The sequence below is a fragment of the Amphritea sp. genome, from assembly GCF_050300915.1.
GTDB lineage: Bacteria > Pseudomonadota > Gammaproteobacteria > Pseudomonadales > Balneatricaceae > Amphritea.
Window position 1 is genome coordinate 1 of the sequence record NZ_JBNKYN010000082.1, and the last position, 20,090, is coordinate 20,090.

Below are 20,090 nucleotides of genomic sequence, written 5' to 3' on the forward strand. Positions count from 1 at the left end.
AGCCGTTGCCGGGGTATCCGCGAAGCTCGCGGGTCATGACCTGATCATCGTCATTGGTGCACCGGTATTTCGCTATCACCAACACGCCCCTGGCCGCTATCTGCCAGAAGGTGCAGAACTGGTGCAGCTGACCTGCGATCTGCAGGAAGCCTCAAGAGCCCCCATGGGTGATGCGCTGGTGGGCGATATCAGTGGCATGCTGAGTGCGCTGCTGGAAGCGACACAACAGACCCAGCGCAGTATGCCTGTGGCACTTCCCGTTCCGGCTCCAGCGCCGGATGTGACCGAAGGGCCGCTGACGCCGGAGATCATCTTCGATGAGCTAAACGCGCTGGCACCGGATGATGCAATCTACGTTAAAGAATCCACCTCCACTGTTACTGCCTTCTGGCAGCGGGTTGAGATGCGTCATCAGGGGAGTTATTTCTTCCCGGCCGCCGGCGGTCTGGGCTTTGGCTTACCCGCTGCGGTGGGTGTGCAGCTGGCCCAACCTGAGCGACAGGTCATTGGTGTTATCGGCGATGGCTCAGCCAACTATGCCATCACCGCACTCTGGACCGCCGCTCAATATCAGATCCCGGTGATCTTTATCATCCTGAAGAATGGAACCTACGGCGCCTTACGCTGGTTCTCGCGCATTCTGGACGCTGAAGACTCGCCAGGGCTGGATGTACCCGGACTGGATTTCTGCGCTATCGCCAAAGGCTATGGTGTTGAAGCTATCGAGATAAACAGCCGTGAACAGTTTCAGACAGCGTTTCAAAACGCACTCAACGCCAAGGGGCCGGTGCTATTGGAAATCCCCACCACAACGATCGAACCCTGAGCAACAGATAAAACAAAAATAATGACGAAGCAAGGAACATAATAATGACAAAACTATTCCCCAAAATAGCATTAGCGGCATCACTGGCATTCGCAACTGGCGCCAGTTCTGCAACCGAGACTCTGCGTTTTGCACACTTCTGGCCGGCAACCTCAGCTGTCAACACTGAGGTGTTTGAAGTCTGGGCCAAAGCCGTTGAAGAGGCTTCAAATGGCCAGTTAAAGATTGATATGTATCCATCGCAAACACTGGTAAAAGCCGCTAAATCATACGATGGTGCAGTGACTGGGCTGGCAGATATCACCGGTGTGGTGCAGGGTTATTCTGCAGGCCGGTTCCCACTGACAGAGATCGTTGAGCTACCCGGTATTACGGCATCAGCATCCCAGGGAGCCTGCATCCTGCAAAGCCTGTATGATTCAGGCGAGGTGGCTCAGGAATACGATGACTCCCACGTGCTGTTTATGTTTTCCACTGGCCCCGCTTATCTGCATACCCGGGAGAAAGAGGTTAAGGTACCGGCTGACCTTGCCGGTCTGAGAATGCGTCGTCCTAATGAAGTTGCCGGCTCGATGCTGGCGGAGATGGGAGCAGCGCCCGTGGGTATCCCGGCACCAGGTATATACGAAGCGCTGGAGCGCGGCGTGGTTGACGGTCTGAGCTTTCCGTTTGAAGCGATGAAGATCTTCCGCATCAATGAACTGATCAACCATCATGTTCAAATCCCGTATGGCAGCAGCACCTTTGTCGTTACAATGAATAAGCGAACCTACAATAACCTCTCACCAGAGCTGAAAAAGGTTATTGATGATAACAGTGGTATGCAGTGGGCGATGAAAGCTGCCAAAGTCATTCACCGTCTTGATCAGGAAGGTCTGGCCGAGGCCAAAGCTCAGGGGGATAGCATCCATGTCGTTAACGATCCGCTGAACGATCCTGAATGGGGCATGCCGCTTAAAAAGGGTACTGAGAAATATCTCAAAAACATTGAAGAACGTGGCGCCACCACCGCCCGTGACGTGTACAAAAAAGCCACCGAACTGCGTAGCAAGTGCGAAGCATAAAACAAGAAAAGGGTAATCAGATGAACAACATCTCTTTGTTAATCGCCGGTAAAGATCAGCCAGCCACTGAGAATGCAACCTTTCAGCGCTGCAATCCCCTCAGCACTGAGGTGGTCACCGTCGCCGCTGCAGCGACAGCCGATGATGCCAGGGCGGCAGCAACCGCGGCGGCTGCCGCTTTTAAAACCTGGTCCCAGTCCGGCGTTGGCGAGCGCCGGGCGAAACTACTCAAAGCAGCTGATATTATGGAGTCCTATCAGGATGAGTTTATTAGCCGGATGATGGCGGAAACAGGTGCGACCCCTGCCTGGGCCGGATTTAATGTCATGATCGCGGCGGGGGTGCTGCGGGAAGCGGCGTCCCTGACCACTCAGGTGGGCGGCGAGATCATCCCTTCAAACGTACCTGACAATATGGCGATGGGTGTCCGTGTCCCTTGCGGAGTAGTACTGGGTATCGCCCCCTGGAACGCCCCGATTATTCTGGGTACACGGGCTATCGCGACACCGATCGCCTGCGGTAACACCGTGGTACTGAAAGCTTCAGAACAGTGTCCGGCCACCCATCAGCTGATCGGTCAGGTACTTAACGAAGCCGGTCTCGGTGACGGTATCGTCAATGTCATCACTAACGCCCCGGAACAGGCGGGTGAAGTAGTAACAGCCCTGATTGAGCATGAAGGCGTGCGCCGTATCAACTTCACCGGCTCTACCGGAATCGGCAAAATCATCGCCGAAACAGCTGCACGTTATCTGAAACCGGCGCTGCTGGAACTGGGCGGCAAAGCCCCCTTTATTGTGCTGGAAGATGCCGACCTGGATGCGGCGGTTGAAGCTGCGGCCTTTGGAGCCTTTTTCAATCAGGGCCAGATCTGTATGTCCACCGAACGGCTTATCGTGGTTGATGCAGTGGCGGATGAGTTCGCCAGCAAACTGGCTGCCAAAGCGAAAACACTGGTCGCCGGTGATCCGCAGGACAGTCACAATCAACTCGGCACCCTGATCAGCACTCAGGCCGGTCTCAAACTCAACGATCTGCTTGAAGATGCCCTCAGTAAGGGCGCCAGCCAGTTATCGGGTGGCAAGGCTGAAGGTGTCATCATGCAGGCAACCCTGGTCGATAACGTCACCTCAGATATGCGCCTTTACAGCGAAGAATCTTTCGGCCCGATGGTGGCGATGATTCGAGTCAAAGATGAGGATGAAGCGATCCGTCTGGCGAACGACAGTGAGTATGGTCTGTCGGCAGCGGTATTCAGCAAAGATATTGCCCGGGCACTGGCGGTTGCCAAACGGATCGAATCGGGTATCTGTCATATCAATGCACCGACCGTCCATGATGAACCACAGATGCCGTTCGGTGGGGTTAAATCCAGTGGTTATGGCCGCTTTGGTGGTAAAGCCGGGATTGAAGAGTTTACCGACCTGCGCTGGATGACTATTCAGCTTGGCCCAAGACACTATCCGATCTGATGCGCACCCGCGACATCTCTTCTGCCGCAGAGGCTTTATTCCTCTGCGGCACTGTTAACACCTTTACCGGAGCACTTTCATGTCTGATAACTCACTCGCTCAAACATCCGCATCGGCACTGACGGCACAACCACATATCGCGGTGGTTGGCGCGGGAGCCATGGGTTGCTATTTTGGTGGCCTCCTGCTTAAAGCGGGTCACCGGGTGACCTTTATCGATGTAAACCCGGAACAGATTGCCACCATCAACCGCCAGGGACTGATCCTGGAAACCGATGCAGGGCGTAGCGAAATGCCTGCCACGGCGGCACTGGCTGCGGATGTCACAGACCCTGCCGATCTGGTGATTCTGTTCACCAAAACCATGCACACCGACGGCGCGATGCGCTCGATACAACACCTGCTGAAAAGCGATACGGTTATCCTGTCGCTGCAGAACGGTCTGGGAAATGCAGACAAAATAGCCCAGCATCACGATTTCAGCCGCATTGCAGTCGGCACAACACTGGTGCCTGCCGACCTTCACAGCCCCGGTCATGTGGTGTCCCACGGCCCATCCAGTTCACGCATGATGGATGCCAACACGCAACACCCGGAATGGGTTGATCACCTGGCAGCTCTGTTCAATGGCGCTGGACTAACCTCAGTACTGGACCCGGATATCCACTCAGTGATCTGGTCGAAGGTGGCCTTTAATGCCGCCCTGAACTCAATCTGTGCCGTGACGGGAGCGACACCCGGACGCATTGCAGAGGTTGAAGATTCGGTTCAGCTGGCACGCAGTGTGGTGCACGAGACCGTTCTCGCCGGTGAAGCGAAGGGGATCACTCTCGATGAAGCCCATATCTGGGACAATGTTGAGATGGCGATGCGAGAGCACCCCAATCATAAACCCTCAATGTTGCAGGATATTGAGAATGGCCGGGCCACCGAGATCGACTCCATCAATGGAGCCATTGTCTTAGCAGCCACTGAAACCGGTCTCGATGCACCGGTCAACAGAACCCTGTGTCAGTTGGTCAAACTGAAACAGCATCTGGCGATCGCTGCACAGAAATAAACGGTTTGCTGCTAAACGTCTCACTACGACACTCTGAGTTCACACCGTTGAACTCAGACAATTAACTCATCAGTTTAAATCCACAAACATCTGCCCGGCGATCACCTCAAAAGCCCGGTGATCGCCGGAAGTCCTATGCTTCCCCTTTCAACTGTTTTAGTGTGTCAGCAACTGATAAGTTGTCTGCCTAAAGGTTGATACAGATGCACATCAGCTGGCAATCTCTCCATTAAGTCGGTTATTTCAATGTCAGAAACCACTGCCATCCAGCGCGATTCAGGCTCTTTATCCAGTGCAGTGGCCTGCAGGGCGATGGGCGTTAAACCCAGTTCCGCCAGCGGCTGCGGGCCTGAACCACAGAGTAACAGATAATCACCCTCAGCAACGCTGGGGGCGACCTCAATACCTGTATAAATGTTGCGGTGCCAGTCGGTGATAAAGGGCTGCCAGCGGGCGAAATTACCGCCCCCCTGTTCCCGATAGTTATTGCTGCTTAATACAGCCTCTCCGGTGATGGTATGAATGGCCAGATAGACCGGGCAGCCAGAGGTCAGCGCCTTAAAGCGTTGCGATGTAAGAAAACCAGATACCGATATCAGGGCGGGTAACTTATCTTCACTATAAAACCGGTTCCACTCAGGCTCTTCAGATGGATTAGAAAATGTGCACTCAACAGTATAAAGCATAGCGGTGGTTCCCTCTCAGACTCTCGATATTCATGCCATGATACAGATCTCCGCTCTCAAAGTGATCTCTCTGTTAGTCTGTATGACAATCAATCCCGGCGATTAAGCCAAGAGATCATCACTAGCGACTAAGACAAAAAAAGGCGCCTGATCGCTCAGGCACCCAAAGAAAAGGAAATCTAAAAAGACCGGCCGGACAATATTCTCTATTACCGGCCGGGTAAGCTCAGGAGTCATCGTGAATCAGATCTCTGTTGATCCCTCCTCTGTCATCACCTCATCTACAGAGTCCAATGGCATCGCCATATGCTCTACCGGGCGCATCCGCTTTTTGTTCAGCAGCAGACGGGTAACATCGGGGCGTGAATAATGACCACCCGGATCGATGGCATTTTTCGCCACGCCGATCACCCCCAGATCAATATCCGCATAGAGAATACCCTCCTGATCTTCCGGCAGTTTGTCGCACAGCGGGCTGCCATCCGGGCCGTAGATCACTGCATGCCCTCCCCCCACATGGATCAGCTCACGCTTATCCGGGGTATCGCACAGCTCATCCTCCATCGCCTGAGAGAGTACCGCACTCGGCGCAATCACAAAGCAGGACCCTTCTACCGCATAAACCTTACTCACCGCATTATTCACTTCATATCCCAGCGCATGAGCAAACGGCTCATAGGTGGTAAAACTGGGCCAGGAAGCCACATGCACCTGTTCATGCTGTGAGTACATGGCAAACTTATTCAGAGAGAGAATATTCTCCCAGCAGTTGAGTGCTCCGATGCGGCCCAACTCCGTTTCATGCACCGCCAGATCACTTCCATCACCTTCACCAAAGACAGTCCGCTCTCCGTGAGTGGGACGCACTTTGCGCCGCTGAGCAATCGTTTCACCGTCAGGTGCGATCAGCCACTGAGCAATATACAGCGTCCCGCCGGAACGTTCTGCCAACCCGATTACCGCCATGATATTGTTACGTCGAACCGCGTCACGGATACGCTCAGCCTGAGGGCTGTCGTAGGTCAGCGCGTTGTCAAAATAACGCTGCACAAAACCTTTCTGAATCGCCCAGGCGGGCGCGCCCAGCCAGATCCACCAGGGATAACCCGGAATCCATAACTCTGGAAATGCGACCAGCTTGGCACCATTGGCCGCCGCCTCATCGATATATTGAATGGTTTTATCAACCGCACCATCCAGGTCCAGAAATGCGGGGGCCGCCTGCACAGCAGCAACTTTATATTTGGGATGTTCGATACCCATCACTCTACTCCTAATTAATTAAGACCCAGTTTCATCAGCTTCAGAATGGAATCGATGTTTTTAAACGGAATGCATAGCCGGATGGACGGTTCTCCACCTCAAACTCTTTTTCAAACTTGGCAGTGAACAGCCAGTTCTTATCATTCATATACTTAACTGATGGGCCGATTGAAAAAGCACTGCCTTTTGAATCCGCCAGAGTGACGCCATTCAGCTCATCATTTTTCAGTTGTTTATACAGGTAACCACTGACCCCCACCGTCCAGTCATTACCCAGGCCATAACCAACAGCGTAATCAACATCAAACTCTGTACCGGTTTTGTAATGGGTGGCGCTGTTTTCCTGGTTGAAAATCAGGTTGGCTTTGAAGTCCCAGTTAAGTCCCTCAGGATCGATATAGGACATGGTATAAAGCGCGATCGCTGACCAGTAGTTGCGGCCAATATTGACGCTGTCATTCTTATCGTAGTCCCCGGTGGGGGCAACAAAATCAACCCCCAGCACACTGTGAAGGTTTTTCGAATGGTGATGCACAATACCCGGTCCGAAGACTATGTCGCCCAGCCCGGTTTTACGCTCACTGTTGCCCATCGCTTCAACTTTCAGATCAACCAGTGGAAAAATACCGTGCATAACCAGCGTACCGCTGCCGATCTCATACGGCGTTGACCAGACAAACCGGGGTGCAATAACGTTGGCAGACAGTTTGAAATCATCGGGGGTAACGGTATTACCATCGTGATCCAGCACCTTATCGGCACGATACATATTGCCAAACACCAGGGTATAGAAGCCTGGCGGAGGTACCGCACCCATCAAAAAGTTATCACCACCAGAGGCATAGTTGGAACCGCCCCCTTCAGCCGCCTGAACCGTTGATACAGCGCCCAATAACAGGCTGGCAGCAATCACTGCATGAGCGGAGTATTTGATTTTTTTCATTATGCGTCTCCAATTTTAAGACATAGTTATCCCGTTCCATGCTCATGCATGGAGCCAGGCTGTGTTGTTAAAGGTTTAAGAGAAAACGGTTTTACTCAGGATAAAATCCTGCGTATCCCAAACGGATCAATCGGCTTTCGGCGGGTTATAAGACTCCACGCACCACCCGGTGCAAGCACCATGGTCAGAATGGCGATACACCCCAGTATGATGAAATACCAACTGCCATAGCTGCTGAAGCACTCGCGTAACAGGAAGTAGACAATTACGCCAATCAGCGGCCCTTCCAGGGTGCCGATCCCCCCCAGTACAGCGATAAAGATAGCCGCGGCGGTCCAGTTGAGTGAGAAGGTGGCACCCGGGGATACCTGCAACGTATTCATATAGGCCACCGCACCCGCCGTGCCGGTGATAGCCGCAGCAATCACCCAGAGAATCACTTTGGTACGCAGTACGTTAACCCCACTGGCAGACGCCGCCGCTTCACTGTCACGGACACTGAGCAGGGCCAGCCCAAGCCGTCCACGCATCAGCCACCAGATAACCGCCAGTGAGCCAGCCCCGACCGCCAGTGCAGCCCAGTAAACCCCGGCATTGCGTAACCAGCGACTGATACCGGTCATGGTGGTAAGAGGAATACCGCCACCGGCTCCCAGCCAGTCGCTGTTAAGCACCGCAATACGGGCCATCTCCGCCAGCACCCAGGTACCTACCGCAAAATAGGCGCCCCGTAAGCGAAACATGGGTACAGCAAAGATCAGGGCAAACAGTATTGAGACGATAATCGACGCAGGCAGTGCCAGCCAGGGGTTGAGGGAAAAGGTCGTTGAAACCGAGAACATCGCATAAGCTCCGATACCCACAAACACATGCTGCCCCACCGAAACAATACCGCCATATCCGGCCAGCAGATTCCAGGCCAGCGCGATGGCATAGAAAGTAAACAGTTCAACCATCAGTCGCTGAGTCGAATAGCCTGTAAACCAGGGCAACGCAATCAGCACGCCCAGCAATCCCAGCAAAATGATGCTTTTGATCCAGTAGGTTTTATTCACCGCAACGCCGGTAGTGTTTGCAGCAGCGGCAGTCACAGACAGATTGTCAGATTTCATGATTTACCCCCTTTAAACAGGCCCTGTGGGCGGGCAATCAGTGCCAGCAGAAATACCAGATGACCAAAAAACGGCCCAAGACCAGTATCAATCCGGGCTCCAAACAGCTGAGATACGCCGATAATCAGACCACCAATAAAGGTTCCCCAGAGATTACCCAGCCCCCCCAGTACCACGGCTTCAAAGGAAAAGATCAGCCGCTCAGGACCCGATGCCGGAGAGAACGGAGTACGCATGCCGTAAAGTACCGAGGCGATACCCACGGTCACCAGAATTAATCCGGTCATATAGGCGAACAGACGTTTGTCATTCACCCCTACCAGGCGGGCGGTTTCCTGATCATCAGCCACAGCCCTGACAGCAGCCCCCACCGGGGAACGGTGGATCAGACGGTTGATAAACCAGAACACAGCGATACTGATCGCCGCCGAGATCAGCGGCAGAACGCCGATACTCATCCCACCGAGCTCGACACCCTGAAGTGCCAGGTCACCGGCAGGCAGACTGCGGGTATCAGCACTGAACCCCTCCTGTAACAGGTTCTGAATCACAATCGACAGACCAAAGGTCAGTAGCAGCGGCGAGAGCGGATCTCTGCCGACGACGCGATTAAACAGCACAACCTGCAACAACCAGCCAATCACAAACATCAGTGGCAGCAGCAACAGTAACGAGGCCAGCGGTCCAAGATCAGTGCTCATAACAATCACACTTGAGAGATAAGCCCCCAGCACAATAAAGTCGCCGTGGGCGATATTGATCATCCGCATCACCCCGAGACTCAGGCTCAGCCCCATACCAAACAGCGCATAGAGTGCCCCGAGTAACAGGCCATTAATCAAAGTTTCGATAAAAACCAGCATATCAAACTCCAAAGTAGGCGTTAGCAACCGCATGATGGTCGGCATCAGCGGCCGGACCATCGAGCACCACACGCCCTTTCTGTATACAGTAGAAACGATCCGCTTCAGCCAGCGCACGCTGGACATTTTGTTCCACCAGCACCACTGACATGCCGTCTTTGCGCGCCCGGTTCAGCAAGCGGTACACCTCATCCACGGCATAGGGTGACAATCCGAGCGAGATCTCATCACACAGCAGTAAACGGGGATTGGTTACCAGTGCACGGGAGATTGCCACCAGCTGTTGCTGACCACCGGACAACTCCGTAGACATGCGGTTCTGCACCTCCGCCAGCGCAGGCAGCTCCTGAAACAGCAGCTCGGCATCCCACTTACCGGGACGTCCGTGATGCTGCGCAAGTTCGATGTTTTCGCGCACCGTCAGACTGGGAAACAGTCGCCGCCCTTCCGGCACCAGAGTGACTCCCCGGGCAAGTTGCTGACGTTCAGACTGCCCCCCCACCGGCTGACCTTCAAACAGTACACTTGCGCTATCGACCTTTAGCGCGCCAACCAGTGCACGCATCAGGGTGGTTTTACCCGCTCCGTTAGCACCGATCAGGGAGATACACTCGCCCTCTTCCACCCTCAGATCGACATCGAACAACGCCTGAAACAGACCGTAATACGCCGACAGGCTGTTAACCTCTAACATCATCACCTCCCGCGTCGGCTACCACCGAGTCCGCTTCATCATCTTCAAGATCAGAACCGAGATAGGTTTCACGCACCGCAGGCACATCGAGTACCGCTTTCGGAATACCGTCGGCAACAATCTGCCCCTCTGCCAATACCACCAGTCGTTCAGCCACCGAAACCAGGGCATGCACCAGGTGTTCAATCCATAACACAGTGACACCGCTTTGATTGATCGACACAATCAACTCCAGTAACTCACCAACCTCGGCGTCCGTAAGCCCACCGGCAACCTCATCCAGCAGTAACAGACGCGGTTGTGTCGCGATTGCCCGTGCCAGTTCGAGGCGTTTCCGTTGCAGCAGGGTCAGCGTATCCGCCCCATTATTGGCTAGCGTCAGCAAACCGGTCTTAAGCAAAGCAGCTCGGGCAGACTCGCGCGCTTCCTCACCGTGAAGACCAGCACCAAACGTTGCCGATACCAGGGTATTTTCATAAACTGACAACCCCAGAAAGGGTTGGGGAATCTGGAATGTCCGTGCAACTCCCCGGTGACAGCGTGCCGCAGCATCAAGTCCAGAGAGATTCTCCCCCGCCATCTGAATAGAACCACTATCCGCCACATGCTCACCGGAAATGACACCAAACAGGGTTGACTTGCCTGCACCGTTAGGCCCGATAACGCCGACAAATTCACCTTCATTAACCGTAAGGCTCAAGCCGGGAATAACCACGTTTTTCCCATACGCCTTACGGATATCAACCATCTCTAAAATCATCATCCCACCCTGCAATTAAAGCGCTTCGAATGGTCGTTCGATGGCAATTTCCGGGGCGGTTTTATTATCCGTAATAAAGATCTCAGGCTTGCCGTCCTCTATCCGCCACTGCCCACCAACAACACGCATACTGGATACGTTTTTTACCGGGCCATGAGCGAAATCGAGCTTGCCTATGACGGTGTCCAGCTGCATGTTCCGGATAGCATTCGCCACCGCATCGGGGTCTTTCGGGTCACCACTGAGTTTGAGTGCCTGAATACCCGCCTCAAACAGAGCGTGTACCACACCAATTGGCTGGGTCCAGGTGCGCCCGGTTTTAGCCTGATAATCGGCCACCAGTTCCGCCGCAGACTGGCCTGTCAGACTTGAGTTGAAGGGATAGGCGGGAGACCACCAGATCTCAGTGGACATGCGGTCAGCGGACTGGCCCAGAGCAGCAACGCCAGAGGGAAACAGCAGCGCTTTAGCGGGAGTCATCACTTTTGGCTTAAAGCCCATCTGCGCGCTCTGCGCCACAAACGTGGCCCACTCTGGCGGATTGAAAAGACCGGTAACGATCTCTACACCATCCTCTTTAAAGGCCTGGATATGAGCAGTAAAATCATCTGCTCCGACCGGGAAGTTCCCCACCTCATGAAGTTCAAAACCTGCGGCCTTAAACACCGGGGGCATACCATGTTCGGCATTTCCCAGCGCCATTCCCGGCACATCATTTGACCAGACCATTCCCACTTTTTTATTGGTTGGGATAGCGTTCCAGAGGCCGGTATACACCTCAGCGATATCGGCAACACCCCAGAAGAAATGAAATGCAGATTGGAAACCCACATCAGGTTTTCCCCCCATTGGAAACATCCATGCTTCCCAGGGTCCCATGGTGCTGATGCTGGGAACGCCGTTTAACTCACATTGCTGCGGGACGTTTGGACCGATCGCCACCTGAGACAGCATCAGATCCACCTCTTCACCATTGATCAGATCCGCAGCCTGGTTTGATGCACGATCGGGACTGCTCTGGTCATCACGTACCAGAATCTCAACATCGTAGTGTTTGCCACTGATGGTCAGGCCGTCTGCCAGCAGGCCACGTACCTGATCAATAATATAATCATCTGCTTCGGCAAACGGTGAAAATGGCCCCGACTGGGGGCTGACATAACCAATTTTGATAACATCTGAGGATGCCATCGCCTCCAGTGAACTCAGCATAGATGCGGCGACCGCCAGGGCCGCTGCTGACTTCAGGAAGTACCGACGCCCCACTTTGGGGAGGTTTTGCAATTTTTCTTTATTATGGTGCTTCATTCCTACTCACTCCGGTCTGTTTAACTCTCTGAATGGGGCTGTTTGCTCCATCTGATGTCTATTAAGCTACACCTGAGTGCAAAACTGATCTTGTGCAGCCCGGAGAGTTTTCTTGGTCAGAACGGCACTCTTGGCTGAGCAGGAACCAAACATTTGCCATACCGGAAACAGGCTTTTAAACTGATCTGAAAGGGATGATATTTATCAATAGAACCGTCATAGGTCTCTAATAGGGGAACAAATATTGCATTCAATGAGGACGTAACATAACCAAGATCAGTGCTCAGCTGTTCATAGCACTTGTCATCCCGGAGGAATAAAAATGGCGCATCCATTGTCTTACCATAAAAACAATACGGACATAGATGGAAGAACCAGTAATCAGAGTTCGGTGTTTACCACCGATAACCAGAAGGGTTCAGAAAAACTGGATTTCTGGAAAGAGGTCGTCTGCGACAGAGTGGCACCACTGGATTTCACTGTTGAAGCAAACGGTACATTCGAAGGTGCACTGCGCTGGACAAAGATCGACGATATACAACTGTCTGATATCAGAGCAACACCCCACGTTGCCCTGAGGACATTATCAAGTATCAGAAAGTCCGACTCGGATGCATTTGTCTTTAATCTGTTGCAGACCGGCAGATGTGATGCCTCCCAGGATGGCAGGTCAGCGCGGATGAATAACGGGATGGGATGGTTCTGTAGTGCCGACCGCCCTTATGAGTTAAATTTTGACCAACCGTTTCATCTGACATCGGTGCAGATCCCCAGACATATGATCAACCGTAATATCTCCGGTGCGGACAGACTGGTTGCCTATAACCTGTCTCATTCCAGTCAGCTCTATCCTTTGGTACAAAACTATATTTTGCAGCTGGCACAGCAGCGACCACAGTTTGATAAAATAACCGCCGGGAAAGTGGCGTTGAATCTCGCCGAGCTGGTCAGCACACTGATCGGCGAACACCTGAGTAACCATGAAGCGCCACTATCGAACTCCAAGGTAGCCTCGCTGTTACGTATACGTGCTTTTGTTGAAACCAACCTGCATGATCCAGACCTCTGTCCAACCCGGGTTGCTGAAGCGATGCGGATGTCGACCCGATATATTAATCAGTTGCTTGAGGCGGAAAACACCTCTTTAAGTCGTTACATCTGGCAACGACGGGTGGAGAGGGTTGCTACTCTGCTGAAGAATCCAGCCAACGCAGGCAATAGCCTGTCCTCATTTGCCTATGCCTGTGGTTTCAATGATATGACCCACTTCAGCAAGGCATTTCGCAAACATTTCGGCATGAGCCCATCGGAGTACCGGAGTCTCTGTAACGAATAACGTTTAAAAGAGTTTTTTCGCCAGATCGTTATGTTCAGATGCTACGGTCAGACATCTGTCAATTACAAAAAATTCAGGGGTATCTTTAAATATCGCAGACCGTTACTTTCCGGTTTCGGTAACTCTCCCGCACGAATATTAACCTGCACAGAAGGAAACAGCAGCCGCGGAGAGTCGAGTGTTTTATCGCGACTGCGACGCTGTTCGATAAAATCCGTTTCGCTCACGCCGTCATTGATATGGATGTTGTGTTCCCGCTGTTCAGCCACCGTCGTCACCGAGGCGTACGCTCGTGCAGTGGGTGGATAATCATGGCACATAAGCAGCAGTGTCTCATCCGGATAGGCTAAGATCCGGCGAATGGAGGCATAGAGTTTTTCCGCAGAGCCTCCGGGGAAATCACAGCGGGCGGTGCCCACATCCGGCATAAACAGGGTATCACCGACAAAAATCATCTGCTCTTCAACCACGTAAGCGGTACAGGCGGGGGTATGTCCGGGGGAAAATAGCGCCTTGCAGTTCAGTGGGCCGATAGTAAAACTCTCATCCCGTTCAAACAGGTAATCAAAGCGCGATAACAGCTCATACTCAGCTTCCTCAACATTGAACAGTTTAGAGAAGGTACTGACGACTTCGGTCACCTGCTTACTGACCGCCACCAACCCGCCGGCTTTACTGCGGATATAGGATGCCGCCGACAGATGATCTGCATGGATATGGGTTTCAAGAATCCACTCTACCTTGAGCATCATCCTATCGATAAAGGCGAGAATTTTATCTGCCGCCTCGGTATCGGTTTTACCGGAGTTTGACTTATAGCAGAGCACTGAGTCGATCACGGCACAGGGACTGCCGATACCGGTATGCAGCACATAACTGAAGGTTGAAGTGGCACTATCAAAGAAAGTTTCGACGACAGGTTTCATAGGTTAACTCCAGAAATTTGGCAGCATATATTTGTACAATAACGCCATCGATACCACGCTGGTTAACAGGGCAAAGCCGAGTGTGAGTAACTGGCCGGATAACAGCGGCGCGCTCTTCCGCCCGGCGACCATGCCAACACAGGTAGCACCGATAAACCACCAGGCCTGCGCGGTGATCTGGGCACCATGAAACAGTGCAGCAATCACTGTGCCGGTGGAGATAAGCGTGATGACCGCCAGCGAGGTGGCGACGATGCTGTGCATATTCAGGTTACTGAACTGGCGAATACCCGGCACAATCAGAAAGCCACCGCCGACGCCAAGCAGACCACTGCTAAAGCCGGACAAACCGCCAATCGAGGACAGGGTAAAAAAGCATTTGGGGTTCCACTCAAAACGGCCGGTATCCGGACGCAGCATACAGTTGAATTCCAGTGGATGGGCAACTCCACCCTGCTGATCCCGGTAGTGCTGTAACGCCTGCCGCGCCATTTTAATGGCCACCATCAAGAGCAAAATACTAAAGATAGAGGTGAGTATATCGGCAGGCAAAACATGGGATGCAGCGATACCCAGCGGCGCAATCAGGGTGCCCGATATCGCCATGACAATCGCGGCACGATATCGCACCAACCCTTGCCGCAAACCATCAATACTGCCCAACAAAGCGGAGATACCCACCGAGATAAGTGACACCGGCATCGCTTCAGGCAGAGTAAAACCCAGCCCCAGCATCAGTGCAGGCACCGCCAGCACACCTCCACTGCCGGTCAGCCCCAGCGCTAAACCGACACCCGTACCCAGTAATATTTCCGTAATCATGCAGATCCTGACCGTGCAGAAAGTTGAAAGAGTCGATATTCATAATATAGATATCGACCCTCAGTGTATCAGTAAGTTTTGTACGGTAGGAACTTACCTGAAAGCACAACGTTAACACGATCCCCTTTAGGGTCTTCTTCACGGTTAATATCCATAGAGAAATCGATCGCACTCATGATGCCATCGCCAAACTCTTCGTGAATCAGCTCTTTGATTGTGCTGCCATAGACGTTAACAATCTCATACCAGCGGTACAGCAGTGGATCAGTAGGTACCGCGGTTGGCAGTGAGCCTTTATAAGGGGCGACCTGCAGCCAGGCAGTGGCTTCATCAGACAGTTCAAACAGATCGCCAACTTTCTCAGCCTGCTCTTTATCAAAGGTCATCTGTCCCAGACAAGCGGCAGTGGTCCACTCTTTTGACAGGCCAATCAGTTCAGCCACCTCACCCCATTTGATACCCTTACGAACTTTGGCGGACAAAATCAGCTGGGTTACTTCTTCGCGATTACTAATCATGATGTCTTCCTTCAATAGTGATCAAATTACATAGATCTGTATAAGTGTTTGTTGTGTTTTTGGTTGGGCTGCGACTCACAGCCCGGCTGTTAAAAAATGCTCGTTAAAAATTCAGGCTGCCCGGGTTTGGGTGCTGGCACCCACTTTCAGATGAGCAATCACCTGATTATCAAAGCGCTGCTCCATCACCAGCTCATCGGCATCCTCATGGATCAGGGTCCAGTCGACTCCCGCTAACGGCAGGCCATTCATCACCACCGGCAGTGAACGGGTTTTCAACCGAACCACCGGTGCACTGTGTTGATAAACGCTGGCTTCAAGATTAAGAACCCCGTGGGCAATCGCTTTTGCCTGATGCTTAATCGGCTCGATAAAGCGGCACGCTGTCCCCTCGATATTGATGCAATCACCCAGCGCATAGATATCGGCCTGACTGGTTTGCAGGGTGTCCGCAGCAACGCTGATACCCCGGTCAAAATCCAGTCCGGCAATGCGCGCAAGACGGTTATCGGTCATCAGTCCGGTCGCTGCCAGCACCTGATCAACCTCCAGAGTGTTACCACTGCCAAAGCGGATCTGCTTCTGCTGATTATCCAGCTGAGTAACTCCGGTAATATCGTCATTACCAATGTAGGTGATCCCCAGGGCGGCAAAACTGTCACGCAAACGCTGACTCGCTGGCTCTGGCAGCAAGCCCGCCAGCGGCGAAGCATTGCGGTCCAGCAGTGTAACTCGGTGCCCGGCGCGGACTAAATCTTCCGCAATCTCGCAACCGATCATGCCCGCACCGACAATGGCAATCGACTGTGCTCCTCTGGCCAGAGCCTGCTGCATACCCGACCAGCAGGCCAGATCATTAACCCGCCAGCAAAGCTCGGGAGGCAGCTGTGCAGGCAGGGCCGGTTTGGCACCCTGAGCCAGAATCAGTTTGGTGTAAGTCAGTGAACCACGGGTGGTACGCAACTGATGCAAAGATGGAGAGATGCCCACCACAAAGGTTTCGGCCATCAGCTGAACCCCCAGACGGCGAGCCGCATCAACCCCGGTCTCCTGAATCAGTGCGGCCTTATCCAACCCCCGGCTGATAGCAACTGACAACTCAGGCTTATGATACAGATCAGCGCTACAGGCACTGATCAGCGTCACCGGAACGCTCTGATCCAGCTGACGAATCGCTTCGACCGCTGCCCAGCCAGCCAGGCCCGCACCGACGACAACAATACCGGGCTCAGCACTGACGTGAGCGCTCTGTTCAACCGCGACCACAACAGGCTTCTCAAATAGTTCGAAATCGGTTTTGGTCACGCCACACAGAGGGCACTCCCAATCATCGGGAATATCTTCAAAGCGGGTGCCCGGGGCTAAACCGCTATCGGGATCGCCCTTCTCTTCATCATAGATCAGGCCACAGGCACGGCAGAGGTACTGCCGCCATTCTTGAACGTCATGACTCATGCTGGCACCTCTTCACGCATCAGTTTTGCCATCTCCCAGCGCAGATGCTTAATCGCTGGCGTTACAATGGCGACAAAGTGAGCCTCACGAATACGACGCTGAGGCGCAGAGTTCATCAGATATCCTTTAGCTCCCTGATGCAGCAGTGCTGACTGAGAGGCCTTGAGACTCAGCTCAGCCCCCTGGCAACGCACGTCCAGGACATCCAGGAAGAAATCCTTGCTGCCATCGAAAGGGGTTTCTGCCAGCACCATCGCCCGGGCTGCCAGCTCATCAAACTCGGCTTGCAACTCATCAGGACGATTATGCAGATACTGGTTAACATGACCCAGGGTTGGCTCGGCCTCACGGATAGAGTCGATAGACCCCTGGATAACACCCGCCGCAATACCAACCTGCAACAGCACGAATGCGCCACGGATACGTTGAATAAATGGCCGGGCCGGATCAGCAATCATCTGATCCTCACTGACGAAATAATCCTTCAGCGGCACCGCCCAGGTGCTGGTGCCCTCCATACCGGAAAATTCAGGACAAGCGCGCAGCGGCACCCGCTCATCCAGATCCAGCAGGAACATAATCTCGTGGGAGCGACTGCCGTCATCCCGGTTGACTGCCGCAATGGCACCGCAGTACTGCCCCGGGGCAATATGACTTACCCACGGCAGCGTTCCGCTTACACTGTACCCTCCGGGCACTTTTTTGGCAGTCAGTGCCATCTTTTCAATACCGGTCAGAGCCTTCATCGGATTCGACAGACCGGTACCGCCAAACGTCAGTCCGGCGGTGTGATCCTGTAAACGGGTTAACAGCGCCGGGTTACCGGACTGCTCCATATACAGGCCACAGACATCGTGAGCCCAGGTCATAAAACCGGTGGCACCACAATGGCGGCTGACCTCACTCATCGCCGAGATCGCCAGACCGAAACGGCAGCCATGCTGGTCGAGATGACCGGCATAGGCCCCCGCCTGACCAAGGTTTGCCATGATATCCAGCGGGTAGTAACCCTCATCGATCCGTTTGGCTGCAGGTGCGAGTTGTTCCCGTGCAATCAAACCGACATCGGCGAGCACCTTGGCATCGTCGGTCCAGGGGGCTGTTATAGAAGAGACTGCTACGCTATTCATGGCTTACCTCTCAAGTCAGTTAAAGGTTAAATTAGTCCATCAGGCTGATGCTGAAAGGGATCGGGTTACGCATGGTGTTAGCAACTGGCGAGAAATAGTTGGCATGCTTAACTATCTCGTCCAGCTCTTCACGGGAAGCATCACCTTCGATCAGCACTTTGACGCGGATCTCCTGGAAGCCCATCTGCTCAGGCTGCATCTCAGCACCGCCAGCACCCCATGCAGCAGGGTTACCGATGTCACCTTCCATGAAGACTTCAAGCTTGCTCAGCTTCACCTGCTTCCAGGTTGCCACTGCGGTGATACCAACACACAGGCAACCGCCCAGACCTGACAGCACGATCTCACCCGGAGCCGGAGCAGTGTCTTCACCAAACAGATGCAGTGGCTCATCAACAACCACTTCATGGTGGTTGATGTGGCTAACAGTGCGGTACTGGCCATCAGTGATGGTATGAACTTTGTTAGTCCCGCGGGTAGCTGGGTTGTTACGACCCTTCTCTGCAAATGCCATCAGGCCATCCCGGTCAATCGGACGCAGGTGGGTAGAAACCGTTTGTGGTGCAATCGCTGTTGTCATTTTTTTTCTCCAAAAGATTTAGCAGAACTGTATATTTCTTTGAAAACATCACCGATGTTTATCTGAATAAAGCAGGAACGGTGCCAATACAAAATATAAATTTAATATCAATTACTTACGACTAATATCAACTTAATTCACTCGCCAGCAATATGACATTGTCACTAAATGGCATGATGACATTGTCTGACAATGAAAGGTGCAGCTCGAGCCGTGCCGGAGCCTTAAAACAGAAAACCCCGAACCTGAGTCCGGGGTTTTGTAAACGTCATCGGCTCGGAGCAAGCCCCGCCCTCTTAACAGGCGTAAGGCAGCCCCTCTTCAATCGGTAACGTCGCATCTTCAGCCCACTCATTCCATGAACCGAAATAGAGTTTGACGTTATTGATACCAGCCGCCTTCAGCGCGACCAGAGTGTTGGATGCCCGGGCACCTTTAAAGCAGTAGATATACACATGACTCTCTTTAGTGATGCCGACGCTGGCACAGTCAGCCAGTACCTCTTCAGGGGATTTGAATACAGTGACCGCACCCGGCTTCATCAGGCGGTACCACTCCAGCCAGCGAGCCCCTGGCAGACGCCCTTTACGGGACGAGAAATCTTTACCGTACGGGGAAGAGCTGGTGCCAATCCACTCATCCACATCACGCACATCCAGCAATACAATGCTGTCATCGCCGATCGCTTTGAGAACATCATCTTTATCCACCATCAGCTCACTGGCACTGTGATCCAGCGGAAACTCAGCGGCAACCGGAGTCGGCAGATCAGTCGTCACAGCGAAGCCAGCAGCTTTCCACGCCTGGAAACCACCGTGCAGAATAGACACCTTAGGATAGCCCAGGTAACACAGCAGAAAGTAACCGCGGCAGGACTGACCAAAACCGGTGTTCATCGAGTCTTCATAGACAACAGCGGTCTCTTCACCTGAGAGACCGGCATCGCCAAACACCCTGGCAAACTTTTCTTTAAGTTCAGTAATACCTTCAGGGGTAGAGGCCGCCAGAAAGGTAAAGATATCGTGGATATTAACCGCACCAGGAAGATGACCAGCCGCGTATTGCTCAGGATTGCGGGTATCGATAAGCACCACTTTCTCGTTATTAATCTTGGTTTGTAACGCTTGAGGATCCAATAGAACTGTTGTCATTTTCAAACTCCAGAAATGTATGATGAGTCGCTGATCTATGCGCAAAATATCGGCTTTCACTGAAATACAATTCAACAACCGTTCCACTATGGTTTATCTCTTTAAAAAACAAACAGATAAA

Annotated in this window: 20 protein-coding genes; 5 read left to right on the top strand and 15 right to left on the bottom strand. The window is 53.0% G+C overall.

Translation table 11 applies throughout. The features are described from left to right. The 4 genes from ACQY8X_RS17345 to ACQY8X_RS17360 all read left to right on the top strand — a co-directional run. On the top strand, nt 1-826 hold an 826-nt coding region (locus ACQY8X_RS17345), incomplete at its 5' end, for a thiamine pyrophosphate-dependent enzyme (protein ID WP_428036395.1). Between the two features lie 44 nt (nt 827-870). After that, the gene (locus ACQY8X_RS17350; protein ID WP_428036396.1) at nt 871-1,890 is read left to right on the top strand and encodes a TRAP transporter substrate-binding protein; all 1,020 of its coding nucleotides are present in this window, start codon (nt 871-873) and stop codon (nt 1,888-1,890) included. Between the two features lie 20 nt (nt 1,891-1,910). Then, a complete protein-coding gene (locus ACQY8X_RS17355) occupies nt 1,911-3,362 on the top strand; it encodes an aldehyde dehydrogenase (protein ID WP_428036397.1) in 1,452 nt (483 codons plus the stop codon). Nucleotides 3,363-3,441: 79 nt separating this feature from the next. Further along, entirely contained in the window at nt 3,442-4,422 is a 981-nt protein-coding gene (locus ACQY8X_RS17360; protein WP_428036398.1) for a ketopantoate reductase family protein, read from the top strand. A 164-nt stretch (nt 4,423-4,586) separates the two neighbouring features. Here the strand turns inward: ACQY8X_RS17360 and ACQY8X_RS17365 are convergent, their stop codons facing one another. From ACQY8X_RS17365 to ACQY8X_RS17400, 8 genes are all read right to left on the bottom strand, one after another. Continuing rightward, on the bottom strand, nt 4,587-5,108 hold the full coding sequence (locus ACQY8X_RS17365; RefSeq protein WP_428036399.1) for a hypothetical protein: 522 nt from the start codon (nt 5,106-5,108) through the stop codon (nt 4,587-4,589). A 243-nt stretch (nt 5,109-5,351) separates the two neighbouring features. Then, entirely contained in the window at nt 5,352-6,371 is a 1,020-nt protein-coding gene (locus tag ACQY8X_RS17370) for a carbon-nitrogen hydrolase family protein (protein ID WP_428036400.1), read from the bottom strand. 40 nt (nt 6,372-6,411) lie between these two features. Further along, nucleotides 6,412-7,314, bottom strand: a complete 903-nt coding sequence (locus ACQY8X_RS17375) for a SphA family protein (protein WP_428036401.1) — start codon at nt 7,312-7,314, stop codon at nt 6,412-6,414. Nucleotides 7,315-7,409: 95 nt separating this feature from the next. Next, a complete protein-coding gene (locus ACQY8X_RS17380; protein ID WP_428036402.1) occupies nt 7,410-8,426 on the bottom strand; it encodes a branched-chain amino acid ABC transporter permease in 1,017 nt (338 codons plus the stop codon). Further along, nucleotides 8,423-9,289: a branched-chain amino acid ABC transporter permease gene (locus ACQY8X_RS17385; RefSeq protein ID WP_091359508.1), complete on the bottom strand. Its 867-nt coding sequence runs from the start codon at nt 9,287-9,289 to the stop codon at nt 8,423-8,425. Before ACQY8X_RS17385 ends, ACQY8X_RS17380 begins: the two co-directional genes overlap by 4 nt. A gap of 1 nt (nt 9,290) precedes the next feature. Continuing rightward, a complete protein-coding gene (locus tag ACQY8X_RS17390) occupies nt 9,291-9,986 on the bottom strand; it encodes an ABC transporter ATP-binding protein (protein WP_428036403.1) in 696 nt (231 codons plus the stop codon). Then, on the bottom strand, nt 9,970-10,746 hold the full coding sequence (locus ACQY8X_RS17395; protein WP_217647446.1) for an ABC transporter ATP-binding protein: 777 nt from the start codon (nt 10,744-10,746) through the stop codon (nt 9,970-9,972). The genes ACQY8X_RS17390 and ACQY8X_RS17395 overlap by 17 nt, the downstream gene beginning before the upstream one ends. 12 nt (nt 10,747-10,758) lie before the next feature. Further along, a complete protein-coding gene (locus tag ACQY8X_RS17400) occupies nt 10,759-12,051 on the bottom strand; it encodes an ABC transporter substrate-binding protein (protein ID WP_428036404.1) in 1,293 nt (430 codons plus the stop codon). Between the two features lie 322 nt (nt 12,052-12,373). Between ACQY8X_RS17400 and ACQY8X_RS17405 the strand changes: the two genes are divergently transcribed. Further along, a complete protein-coding gene (locus ACQY8X_RS17405) occupies nt 12,374-13,387 on the top strand; it encodes a helix-turn-helix domain-containing protein (protein ID WP_428036405.1) in 1,014 nt (337 codons plus the stop codon). 62 nt (nt 13,388-13,449) lie between these two features. Here ACQY8X_RS17405 and ACQY8X_RS17410 read toward each other — a convergent pair whose 3' ends face one another. The 7 genes from ACQY8X_RS17410 to ACQY8X_RS17440 form a co-directional block, all read right to left on the bottom strand. Beyond that, nucleotides 13,450-14,313 (bottom strand): MBL fold metallo-hydrolase, encoded by an 864-nt coding sequence (locus tag ACQY8X_RS17410; protein ID WP_428036406.1) that lies wholly within the window; start codon nt 14,311-14,313, stop codon nt 13,450-13,452. 3 nt (nt 14,314-14,316) lie between these two features. Then, entirely contained in the window at nt 14,317-15,135 is an 819-nt protein-coding gene (locus ACQY8X_RS17415; protein WP_428036407.1) for a sulfite exporter TauE/SafE family protein, read from the bottom strand. Between the two features lie 68 nt (nt 15,136-15,203). Further along, a complete protein-coding gene (gene cynS, locus ACQY8X_RS17420; RefSeq protein WP_428036408.1) occupies nt 15,204-15,653 on the bottom strand; it encodes a cyanase in 450 nt (149 codons plus the stop codon). A 111-nt stretch (nt 15,654-15,764) separates the two neighbouring features. Next, nucleotides 15,765-17,108, bottom strand: coding sequence for an FAD-dependent oxidoreductase (locus ACQY8X_RS17425; protein ID WP_428036409.1), 1,344 nt, complete (start codon nt 17,106-17,108; stop codon nt 15,765-15,767). After that, nucleotides 17,105-18,238, bottom strand: coding sequence for an acyl-CoA dehydrogenase family protein (locus tag ACQY8X_RS17430; protein ID WP_091359493.1), 1,134 nt, complete (start codon nt 18,236-18,238; stop codon nt 17,105-17,107). Before ACQY8X_RS17430 ends, ACQY8X_RS17425 begins: the two co-directional genes overlap by 4 nt. A gap of 31 nt (nt 18,239-18,269) precedes the next feature. Further along, nucleotides 18,270-18,818, bottom strand: a complete 549-nt coding sequence (locus tag ACQY8X_RS17435; protein ID WP_428036410.1) for an OsmC family protein — start codon at nt 18,816-18,818, stop codon at nt 18,270-18,272. A 296-nt stretch (nt 18,819-19,114) separates the two neighbouring features. Then, nucleotides 19,115-19,969: a sulfurtransferase gene (locus ACQY8X_RS17440; RefSeq protein WP_428036411.1), complete on the bottom strand. Its 855-nt coding sequence runs from the start codon at nt 19,967-19,969 to the stop codon at nt 19,115-19,117. Nucleotides 19,970-20,090: the final 121 nt, after the last annotated feature.